We start from the raw sequence: 11,047 nt of genomic DNA on the forward strand, positions 1-11,047 counted from the left end.
CGCGGGGGGGGGGGCCCCGGGCGGGCGCGGGCGCGCGCGGGGGCGCCCGCCCCCCCCCCCCACGTCCGGACGCGGGGCCGTTCAGTGCTGGTGGCCGGTGGCCGGCTCCTGGGTCGCCGTGGTCGCCGTGGTCGCGGCGGGGGCGGGCGCCATGCTGCCGTCGGCCGTCACGGTGAAGGCGGCGGTGCGGACGGTGCCCTGGTGCCGGAAGTCGAGGAAGAGCCGGTAGCTGCCGCCGCTCGGGGCGGTGGTGGTGAAGCCGATGCCGGGGCCCGGGGTGGTGGTGTCCGGGTGGACGTGGAGGTAGGCGAGGTCGCCGGCGCGCAGGGCGACCAGGTGGCCGTAGGCGCCGAGGTAGGGCTGGAGGTCGGTGACCGGGGCGCCGTCCTTGCTGACGTCCAGGGTGAGGTGGCTGCTGCGGCCGGGGGTGAGGTCGCCGCCGAGGGTGACGGTGTAGCCGTCGACGGTGGCGGTCCGGCCGGTGTCGGGCAGCCGGGCGGGGCGCAGGTCGCCGGCGGCGTGGAGGTCGGCGCCGAGGGTGAGGCCCTCGCTCGCTCCGGCGGGGGTGAAGTCGGCGAACACCCGGTACTCGCCGGCGGCGGGGACGGCGGTGGGGGCGCTCCAGGTGCCGTCGGCGGCGAGGACGGGGTGCAGGTGCTGGAAGGTGGAGAGGTCGCGCGGGGCGACGATCAGGTGGAGTTCCTTCTCGTGCTGCTGCTGGTAGGCGGTGACGGGCTCGCCGTCCGTGCCGAGGATGCGGAAGCGCAGGTCGGTGGGGGAGCCGGCGGTGACGAAGGGCTGGTCGAGGCTGAGGGTGTAGCCGCGTTCGGAGACCTGGAGGCCGCCGGGGAGGCGGTCGGGGTCGGCCGGCCCGCCCCCTGCGTCGTGTCCGGCGTGGGCGGCGGGCCTGGTCGCGGCGGTGCCGGTGCCGGTGCCGGTGGCGTGGCCGACGCCGAGGGCGAGGCCGAAGGCGGCGGCGAGGCCGGTGGTGAAGGCGGTGATGCGCAGGGCGGTGTTCACGGCGGGGTTCTCCTCGGTCGGGGTGAAGGGGAAGGAGTGCCCTGAGTGAATACCCCATGGGGGTATCAGGTCAAGCCGATCCCGCCGCGGAAAAATACCCATGGGGGGTATGGCCCAGGGCTTGCCCTCCCTACCCCCCAGGGGTATAAATGAACCCGGCACCGCCCGATACCCCTCCAGGGTATGACGGCCCGGCCGGACGGACCAGGCGGAACAACTGTCACGAGGAGCAACGATGACCACGCAGGCACCCGCCTCCACGGAGGTGGAACTCTCGATCGGCGGAATGACGTGCGCCTCGTGCGCCGCCCGGATCGAGAAGAAGCTCAACCGGATGGACGGCGTCGCGGCCAGCGTCAACTACGCCACCGAGAAGGCGAAGGTCACCTTCGAGGGCGAGGTCGAGGTGGCCGACCTGATCGCCACCGTCGAGGCCACCGGCTACACCGCCGCGCTGCCCAGGCCCCCGGCCGCCGCCGGCGGCGAGGGCGCCGAGCCGGGCGAGCCCGCCGACGGACTGGCGCCGCTGCGCCAGCGGTTGTTCACCGCCGTCGCCCTGGCCGTCCCGGTGATCGCGATGGCGATGGTGCCGGCCCTGCAGTTCGACAACTGGCAGTGGCTCTCGCTCACCCTCACCGCCCCGGTCGTCACCTACGCCGCCTGGCCGTTCCACCGCGCGGCCTGGACCAACGCCCGGCACGGCGCCGCGACCATGGACACCCTCGTCTCGCTCGGTACCGGCGCCGCGTTCCTGTGGTCGCTGTGGGCGCTGTTCCTCGGTGACGCGGGGATGCCGGGCATGCGGCACGGCTTCGAGTTCACCATCGCCCGCAGCGACGGCGCCTCGAACATCTACCTGGAGGCGGCGGCCGGCGTCACCGCCTTCATCCTGGCCGGTCGCTACTTCGAGGCCCGCTCCAAGCGCACCGCCGGTGCCGCTCTCAAGGCGCTGCTGGAACTGGGCGCCAAGGACGTGACGGTGCTGCGCGGCGGCGCCGAGGTGCGGATCCCGATCGCCGAACTCGCCGTGGGGGACCGCTTCGTGGTGCGGCCCGGCGAGAAGATCGCGACCGACGGCACCGTGGTCGAGGGCGCCTCCGCGGTGGACGCCTCGATGCTGACCGGCGAGTCCGTCCCGGTCGAGGTCGGGGTCGGGGACGCCGTCACCGGTGCGACCGTCAACGCGGGCGGCCGGCTGGTGGTCGAGGCCGCCAGGGTCGGCGCCGACACCCAGCTCGCCCGGATGGCCAAGCTGGTCGAGGAGGCCCAGAACGGCAAGGCCGCCGCCCAGCGCCTCGCCGACCGGATCTCCGCGGTCTTCGTGCCGATCGTGATCACCCTGGCGGTGGCCACCCTCGGCTACTGGCTGGGCACCGGCGAGGGCTGGACCGCCGCCTTCACCGCAGCCGTCGCCGTGCTGATCATCGCCTGCCCGTGCGCCCTCGGCCTGGCCACCCCGACCGCCCTGCTGGTCGGCACCGGCCGCGGCGCCCAGCTGGGCATACTCATCAAGGGCCCGGAGGTCCTGGAGTCCACCCGCAAGGTCGACACCATCGTCCTGGACAAGACCGGCACCGTCACCACCGGCCAGATGACCCTGCTCGCCGTGCACACCGCCGAGGGCGTCACCGAGGCCGAGGTGCTGCGCCTGGCCGGCGCCCTGGAGCACGCCTCCGAGCACCCGATCGCCCGGGCCATCGCCACCGCCGCCGCCAGGGCCGGGGAACTGCCCGCCGTCGAGGGCTTCGAGAACGTGCCCGGCCTGGGCGTCCAGGGTGTGGTGGACGGCCGTGCGGTGCTGGCCGGCCGGGAGGCGCTGCTCAACGAGTGGTCGCAGTACCTGCCCGAGAGCCTCGCCGAGGCCAAGCGCGCGGCCGAGTCGGCCGGTCGCACCGCGATCGCGGTCGGCTGGGACGGCGAGGCCCGGGCCGTCCTGGAGGTGGCGGACGCGGTCAAGCCGACCAGCGCCGAGGCCATCGCGAAGCTGCGGGCCCTGGGGCTCACCCCGGTGCTGCTGACCGGCGACAACAGGGCGGTCGCCGGGGCGGTCGCCGCCGAGGTCGGCATCGCCCCGGAGCACGTGATCGCCGAGGTCATGCCGCAGGACAAGGTCGACACCGTCAAGCGGCTGCAGGCCGAGGGCCGGGTCGTGGCGATGGTCGGGGACGGCGTCAACGACGCGGCCGCGCTCGCCCAGGCCGACCTGGGCCTGGCGATGGGCACCGGGACGGACGCCGCGATCGAGGCCGGCGACCTCACCCTGGTCCGCGGTGACCTGCTGGCCGCCGCCGACGCCATCCGGCTCAGCCGCCGGACCCTCGGCACCATCAAGAGCAACCTGTTCTGGGCCTTCGGCTACAACGTCGCCGCCCTGCCGCTGGCGGCCGCGGGCCTGCTCAACCCGATGATCGCCGGGGCGGCGATGGCCTTCTCCTCGGTCTTCGTGGTCGGCAACAGCCTCCGGCTGCGCCGCTTCCGCTGAGCCGCCGCTGAGCCGCTGAGCCGTCGCCGCAGAGCCGCCGCTGAGCCGCCGCCGCAGGGCCGAGGGCCCCGGAACCGTCGCCCGGTTCCGGGGCCCTCGGCCGTCCGGGGCGCTCCCGGGTTCGTTACTCATCGTGATGGTGAGTCCAGGGCGCCAGGGGTCCGGTTCGTCCGTAGTTGCCACCTGTGACCCGTACTTGGCGGTTGTTTTGCCCGTACTTGGGAGTCCGCTCACCGAAGTCCTACCCCGCCGCGACCGGGCCGAGATGTGACGCTCCGACACTTGTTAGGCAAGCCTTTCCTGCCTTAGGTTCTCGTGCCGTCAGGCCGCCGACCCTCGCTTTCCGAGGGCCCCGGCGGCCGTCCCCTGCCCTTCCGGAGGACCTTCACCATGCCCGGTACCGTGCGGCCCCTGGCCGGCCTGTCCCTCGTCGCCGTCTGCGCCCTCGCCCTCACCGCCTGCGGCAGCTCCGGCGGGACGGGAGGCGCGGACAGCGCCACCGCCGCGGCCGGCCAGACCGTCACCGTCTACAGCGGTCAGCACGAACAGACCGTCAAGGCCCTCACCGAGGACTTCACCAAGCGCACCGGCATCAAGGTCGAACTGCGTTCCGGCGACGAGGCCGAGCTCGCCAACCAGATCCTCCAGGAGGGCGACGCCTCCCCGGCCGACGTCTTCTACGCCGAGAACCCGCCCGCGCTCACCGTCCTCGACGACAAGGGCCTGCTCGCCAAGGTCGCCCCCGACACCCTCAAGTCCGTTCCGGCCGCCGACAGTTCCGGCAACGGCGACTGGGTCGGCGTCTCCGCCCGCAGCTCGGCCTTCCTGGCCGGCACCGGCAAGGCCGCCGACACCGCGCCGCCCGCCTCCGTGCTCGACCTGGCCAAGCCCGAGTGGAAGGGCCGCCTCGGCATCGCCCCCGGCGAGACCGACTTCGCCCCGGTCGTCACCCAGGTCCTCAAGGCCAAGGGCGAGGACGCGACCAAGCAGTGGCTCAAGGGCCTCAAGGACAACGCCAAGGTCTACGACAGCAACGAGACCCTCTCCGCCGCGATCAACAGCGGCGAGGTCGAGGGCGGCGTCATCGACCACTACTACTTCTACCGGATGCGCGACGAGAAGGGCGCCGCCGGGACCCACGCGACCCTGCACTACTTCCCCAAGGGCGACCCGGGCTCGCTGATCGACGTCTCCGGCGCCGGGATCCTCAAGCACGGCAAGCACCAGGCCGCCGCCCAGGCCTTCCTCGGCTACCTCGCCTCCGCGCCCGCCCAGACCGTCATCGCCGACTCCGCCAGCTACGAGTACCCGCTGGTCACCGGCGTCCAGGGCAAGCCCGAACTGCCCGCCCTGGCCGGCCTCGGCACCGTCGCCGACCCGGCCGCGCTCGGCGACGGCAAGCAGGCCCTGGCCCTGCTCCAGGACGCCGGACTGCTCCAGTGACGACCCCCCTGCCCGGGCGGCGGTGGCGGGCCGGCGGCCTGCTCGCCCCCGTCGCCGTCGCCGTCGTCGCGGTGGTCGCCTCGCCGCTCGGCTTCGTCACCGCCCAGGCCGCCCAGGCCGGTTGGCAGCAGGCCCGGCGGCTGCTCGGCCGCCCGCTGATCGCCACCCTGCTCTGGCACACCCTCGGCCTGGCCGCCGCCGTCACCCTCGCCACCGCCGTCCTCGGCTTCGGCGCCGCCTACCTGGTCGAGCGCACCACCCTACCCGGCCGCCGGGCCTGGACCGTCGCGCTCGCCCTGCCGCTCGCCGTACCGGAGTTCGTCCGCGGCTACTCCTGGGTCTCGCTGTTCCGCTCCGTCCACGGCTACTGGGGCGCCGTCCTGGTGATGACCTGCTCGCTCTACCCCCTGGTGTTCCTGCCGGTCGCGGCCGCCCTGCGGCACGGCGACGCCGCCGCCGAGGAGGTGTCCCGCTCGCTCGGCCGCGGCCGGCTCGCCACCCTGTGGCGGGTCACCCTGCCGCTCACCCGGCCCGCCCTGGCCGGCGGCGTCCTGCTGGTCTCGCTCTACCTGCTCGGCGAGTACGGCGCCTTCGCGATGCTGCGCTACACCACCTTCGCCACCGCCGTGTTCACCCAGTACAAGCTCGGCTTCGACGCGGTCTCCGCCTCCCTGCTCACCCTGGTGCTGGTCGGCCTCGCCCTGCTGCTGGTCACCCTGGAGGCCTGGGCCGGCCGCCGGGCGCGCACCACCCGGCACGGCGCCCTGGCCCGCCCCGCCGTGCCCGTACGGCTCGGCGGCTGGACCGCCCCCGCCCTCGGCGCGCTGGCCGCACTGGTCGGCGTCTCGCTCGGGGTGCCGCTGTACGCGCTGGCGTACTGGCTGCTCAAGGGCAGCTCCACCACCCTGCCCTCCGCCTCCGTGCTCGGCGCCACCCTGGCCACCCTCGGCTACGCGCTCGGCGCGGCCGTCGTCGCCACGGCCGCCGCCCTCCCCGTCGCCCTGTACGGCTGGCGGCGCGGCACCCGGCCCGCCCGCACCGCCGAGCGGATCGCCTACCTCACCCGGGCGCTGCCCGGCATCGCGGTCGCCCTCGCGGTGGTCTTCTTCGCCGTCCGCTGGGCCCGGCCGCTCTACCAGCAGCCGCCGATGCTGGTCCTCGGGTACGTCCTGCTGTTCTTCCCGCTGGCCCTCACCGCCGTCCGCGCCGCCCTCGCCCAGGTGCCGCCCGGCGTCGAGGAGGCCGCCCGCTCGCTCGGCACCCGGCCGCTCGCCGTCCTCGGCCGGGTCACCCTGCCGCTGGTGCTGCCCGGCCTCGGCGCCGCCGTCGCCATGGTCGGCCTCACCGCCTCCACCGAACTCACCGCCACCCTGCTGCTGCGCCCCACCGGCACCCAGACCCTGGCCACCCAGTTCTGGGTCTACACCAGCGGCCTCGCCTACGGGGCGGCGGCGCCGTACGCGGCCCTGATGGTGGCGCTGTCCGTCCCCTCCGTCCTGCTGCTCACCCGCCGCCCATCCGGGAGCCCCCGATGACCGGACTCTCCGTCGTCGACCTGCACGCCGCCCACGGACGCAGCCCCGTCCTGCACGGCATCGACCTGACCGTGCCGGACGGCGCGCTCGCCTGCGTCCTCGGCCCCTCCGGCTGCGGCAAGTCCACCCTGCTGCGGGTGCTGGCCGGCTTCCACCCGGCCGCCGCCGGGCAGGTCGTGCTGCACGGCCGCGTGCTCGACGACGGCCGCCGCAGGCTCGCCGCCGAACAGCGGGGCGTCGGCCTCGTCCCGCAGGACGGCGCGCTCTTCCCGCACCTCAGCGTCGCCGCCAACATCGGCTTCGGGCTGCCCCGTTCGCAGCGCCGCGCCCGGGTCGCCGAACTGCTCGACCTGGTCGGCCTGTCCGGCCTGGGGGAGCGCCGCCCGCACCAGCTCTCCGGCGGCCAGCAGCAACGCGTCGCCCTGGCACGGGCGTTGGCGCCCCGCCCGCGCCTGCTGCTGCTCGACGAACCGTTCGCCGCCCTGGACGCGGCCCTGCGGGCCGACCTGCGCCGCGAAGTCGCCTCCGCCCTGCGGCAGTCCGGCACCACGGCGGTGCTGGTCACCCACGACCAGGACGAGGCGCTCTCCTTCGCCGACACCGTCGCCGTCCTGCGCGACGGCCGGATCGCCCAGGCGGGCAGCCCCGAGGAGCTCTACCACCGCCCGGCCGACGCCGCCGTCGCGGGCGTCCTCGGCGAGGCGAACCTGATCCCGGCCGAGGCCAGGGGAGTCGAGGCGCTGACCGCCCTGGGCGCCCTTCCGCTGGCCGACCCCGCGGTCGATTCCGGCGGCGCGCTCGCGCTGCTTCGGCCGGGCCAACTGCGGCTCACCGCCGAGCCGGTGGCGGGCGCCGTCCCGGCGAAGGTGCTCGGCAGCGACTTCCGGGGCCACGACCACCGGGTCGAACTGCGGCCCGGCGCGGCGGGGTTGCCCGAGGTGCTGATCGTCTCCGCCGACCGTCCGTGGCCGGTGGGCGGTGAGGCCTACCTGGCCGCCGCGGGGCCGGTGCACCTGCTGCCGGGGGAGTGAGCGTCCGGGCAGCGCCGGGCGGCCGGGCGGTTGACGGCTGGGCACGCACCTCGCCGACCGGCCCCGGACCGTGCGGTCCGCCGTCGTCACGGCCCCTCGGGCAGGTCCACCGCCTGCCAGCGGTAGGCCGCGTCCTCCTGCCAGACCTGCAACTCGCCCTCCACCACGGCCGCCAGGCACAGGCGCCAGTCGTCCCCCATGGCGAGGGCGACCCGGGTGGCGGGGCGCAGGGTCGGCCGCCACCAGCGGGGGCGCCGGGAGGCTCCGCCGGGCGGCAGGCGCAGCCGGACGCCGCCCGCGCCGGCCAGGGCGACGGTGGGGCCGCCGCGGTGGCCGACCATGGCGATGCCGAGGGAGGGTTCCCCGTCGCCGATCTCGGTGGCGGTGGCGGTCGCCGAGCCGAGGGTGTGCAACTGGGCGGAGCCGTCCGTGCGCAGGGTGGCGGCCTGCGGTCTGGCGGAGGCGCGGGCCAGCGCGCCGGCGCGCAGGGTGCCGGGCGGGCCGAGCGGGACGGGTGGTGAGCCGGAGCCCGGGCGCCAGCTGAGCACGCGCTCGCGGTGCTCGACCAGGACCAGCCAGGCGCCGGGCCGTTCCTCCTCGGCGGCGAGCACCCGGTCGGCGGGGCAGCCGGGGTGCTCCTGGCCGGTGAGGGTGAGGCCGGGGGCCCAGCGGTAGGAGCGCAGGGCGCCGGCGGCGGCGGTCCAGACGGTCAGCTCCCCGGCCGCGCCGACCGCCCCGGCCAGGCCGCTGACCCCGCGGGCGGCCTCCCACCAGCCGGCCGCGGTGCCGACCCACAGGGTGCCGGAGCGGTCCTCGGCGCAGACCACCAGCTCGCCCTGGCGCCCGGCCCAGCCCGCCGCCAACTCCCGTACCGCACCGGGCCCCTGGCCGGCGGGCGGCCGGTGGCCGGTGCGTCCGGGGCCGGCCAGCGCGGTGCCGTCGGCGCCGGCCGTGACCACCAGCGGCCGGCCGGCCCGGTCCGGCAGTACGGCCAGGCCCGCGGTGCGCGCCACCGGGCGGTGGGCGCGCAGCAGTTCGCGGCCGCGGGCGGCCCAGGGGCCGAGCGGGGCGGGGCGCCGGTCGGGCTCGCGGGCGAGCGGTTCGCAGGCCCAGCGGGCCAGTTCCTCGCCGTAACCGGCGGCCAGCAGCTCGGCGCGGGCCTGTTCGGCGGCGAGCCGGTGGTCGAGCCGGCCGTGGTCGGGCAGCAGCAGGGTGCGGGCGAGGGTGCCGACCGCGAAGAGGTCCTTGGCGGTGGTGGGGAAGCCGCCGACCTGTTCGGCCTCCGGCGGTACGTGCCCGGGGGTGAACACGGCGACGGTCAGGGTGTGGTCGAGCGGGGCGAGGAAGGTCAGGTCGATCAGTTTGACCAGGCCCTGGCCGTCCACCAGCACGTTGGCGGGGGAGATGTCGCGGTGGACCCAGCGTTTGCGGTGCAGCTCGTCGACGATCCGGCACAGCCGGGCCAGCACCTCGGCCATCGCGGCCGGACCGCCGCGCTGGGCCCGGGCCCAGGTGTGCAGCGGCACGCCGTCGACCCAGGGCGAGATCTGGTAGCCGAGCAGCCCGCCGGAGGGTGCCGCGCCGGGCCGGTGCGGGGAGGGGCCGAGCAGGAAGCTGGGCACCACCAGGTCGGTGACGCCGAGCCGGTGGGCGTTGTGCGAGACGTCGTCCCAGCGGCCGAGCCAGCGCCGCACCTCGGACGGGTCGCGCTCCAGCATGATCTTCGCGGCGACGAGTTCCCTGATCCCGTTGTGCCCGGTGCGCACCGCCCGCCACACCTCGGCCTCGCCGCCCCGGTGGTGGAACTCCAGCAGCTCGTACTGTTCGGGGTCGAACTCGGGCCCGAAGCGGAGCCCGGGCACCCAACGAGATTCTGACACGCGACCCCCGACGCTTCCTCACCACTGCGGACGCGCGACTGCCGTACGGCCTGCGCGCTGCCCAGGATAGTGCGCATTTCTGTTCGTCCGACCGGAGGAGGGCCTATTCTGATGGGCGCCCGAGCAACATCACGAAACAACGTCAACTCATGGTCGTACGGGGAATGTTGATCATGGAGCGGGACGACATCGAGGCACAGGGGGACGGTGCATGCTGCAGCTTGCGGTGCTGCTGATCGTGGTGGCACTGGCCGGGGCGGCCGCCGTCCTGCTCGCCCGTAGGCGAACCACCCTGGACCCGGCCGGAGTCGCCAAGGCCCTGGCCGCGGCCGCCGGACAGCTCGCCGCCGGAAAGGCCCCGCAGGCCCGCCGCCGCTACGCCCGGCTGGCCCGCCAACTCGCCACCGGACCCGCCGAACTGCGCACCCAGCGCGGCCTCGCCCTGCTCGGCCAGGCCGAGGCCACCATCCCCACCGGCGACCAGCAGGCCACCCTCGCCCTGCACCGCGAGGCCTTCCCGCTGCTCACCGACCCGGCCCGGCAACTGCCCCGCTGGAGCCTGCGCCGGCTCGCCGAGGAACGGACCCAGGCCCCGGACGGCGACCTCGGCCCGGTCCTCGCCTACCTCCGGGCCGCCGCCACCACCGGCACCGGCACCGCCACCGAAACCGGCAGCGCCACCGGAACCGATTCGGGCGAGGACGCCGACGCCGTCGCCCGCACCGTACGGTGGCTCCAGCACCTCTGCCGCGAGGGCACGCCCGAGCAGCGCGACCACGCCACCGACCGGGCCCTCGCCGCCCTGCCCGGCCAGGACTGGCCGGTCCTCGCCCGGGCCGCCCTGTTGAACGCCACCGGCCGCGCCGAGCAGGCCGAACCGCTGCTCGCCGCCGCGGCCCCCGGCGGCGGCGCCGAACTCTGGTTCCGCTGGGGCGCCCAGCTGTTCACCGCGCACCGGGACGAACCCGCCGCCGCCGCCTTCGACGAAGCCCTGCGCCGCGGCCCCGGCGACCCCGGCCCCTGGGGCCGCGGCCCGGCCCTGCGCACCGACAGCCTGCTCTTCCGCGGCCTCGCCCGGCAGCGCCTCGGCGCCACCGACGCCGCCTGGGCCGACCTCGCGGCCGCCGCCACCGAGACCCCCGGCGACCCGCGCCCGCGCTACGCCCTCGGCCGGCTCGCCCTGCTGCTCGGCGCCGACGACCAGGCCCGGGAGCAGTTCACCGCCGCACTCACCGTCCAACCCTCCTTCGCCCCGGCCCGGTTCGGCCTCGCCCTGGTCCACGAACGGGCCCAGCGGCACGCCGAGGCCGCCGCCGACTACCGCACCGGCCTCGGCCAGGTCCCCGACTGGCGCCCCGCCAGGGTCCGGCTCGGCGCCGCCCTGACCGCCGCCGACCGGGCCGCCGAGGCTGAGCCGCTGCTGCGCGCCGAGGCCGACACCGAACCCGACTCCCGCTGGAGCCGGATCGCCGCCTACCACCACGGCCTCGCCCTCGCCCGCACCGGCGACCCGGCCGGCGCCCTCGCCCGCTGGGAACCCCTGGACGACCCCGAACTGCACGTCCGCCAGGCCCTGGCCCGCGACCGGCTCGCCCGCACCCGGCTGGCCGCCGACCACCCCGGCGCCCCCGGCTACCGGTCCGCGCTGCGCGAGGC

General features: G+C 76.1%; 7 protein-coding genes. 5 read left to right on the plus strand and 2 right to left on the minus strand.

All coding sequences use genetic code 11. The annotated features are described in order from the left end of the window. Nucleotides 1-81: 81 nt before the first annotated feature. The gene (locus ACFWXO_RS30090; protein WP_380527516.1) at nt 82-1,020 is read right to left on the minus strand and encodes a hypothetical protein; all 939 of its coding nucleotides are present in this window, start codon (nt 1,018-1,020) and stop codon (nt 82-84) included. A gap of 235 nt (nt 1,021-1,255) precedes the next feature. On the opposite strand from ACFWXO_RS30090, the gene ACFWXO_RS30095 reads away from it, so the two are divergent. The 4 genes from ACFWXO_RS30095 (at nt 1,256) to ACFWXO_RS30110 (ending at nt 7,511) form a co-directional block, all read left to right on the plus strand. After that, nucleotides 1,256-3,502, plus strand: coding sequence for a heavy metal translocating P-type ATPase (locus tag ACFWXO_RS30095; protein ID WP_380527518.1), 2,247 nt, complete (start codon nt 1,256-1,258; stop codon nt 3,500-3,502). 390 nt (nt 3,503-3,892) lie between these two features. Next, the gene (locus ACFWXO_RS30100; RefSeq protein WP_380527520.1) at nt 3,893-4,945 is read left to right on the plus strand and encodes an iron ABC transporter substrate-binding protein; all 1,053 of its coding nucleotides are present in this window, start codon (nt 3,893-3,895) and stop codon (nt 4,943-4,945) included. After that, a complete protein-coding gene (locus tag ACFWXO_RS30105; protein ID WP_380527522.1) occupies nt 4,942-6,480 on the plus strand; it encodes an ABC transporter permease in 1,539 nt (512 codons plus the stop codon). Before ACFWXO_RS30100 ends, ACFWXO_RS30105 begins: the two co-directional genes overlap by 4 nt. Then, complete coding sequence (locus tag ACFWXO_RS30110) at nt 6,477-7,511, plus strand: ABC transporter ATP-binding protein (RefSeq protein ID WP_380527524.1); 1,035 nt, start codon at nt 6,477-6,479, stop codon at nt 7,509-7,511. Before ACFWXO_RS30105 ends, ACFWXO_RS30110 begins: the two co-directional genes overlap by 4 nt. A gap of 86 nt (nt 7,512-7,597) precedes the next feature. Here ACFWXO_RS30110 and ACFWXO_RS30115 read toward each other — a convergent pair whose 3' ends face one another. Continuing rightward, nucleotides 7,598-9,373 (minus strand): hypothetical protein, encoded by a 1,776-nt coding sequence (locus tag ACFWXO_RS30115; protein WP_380527526.1) that lies wholly within the window; start codon nt 9,371-9,373, stop codon nt 7,598-7,600. A 229-nt stretch (nt 9,374-9,602) separates the two neighbouring features. Here ACFWXO_RS30115 and ACFWXO_RS30120 point away from each other — a divergent pair. Beyond that, a partial coding sequence (locus ACFWXO_RS30120; RefSeq protein WP_380527527.1) for a tetratricopeptide repeat protein occupies nt 9,603-11,047 on the plus strand: 1,445 nt, incomplete at its 3' end.

This window comes from Kitasatospora sp. NPDC059088, assembly GCF_042738155.1.
Lineage (GTDB): Bacteria > Actinomycetota > Actinomycetes > Streptomycetales > Streptomycetaceae > Kitasatospora.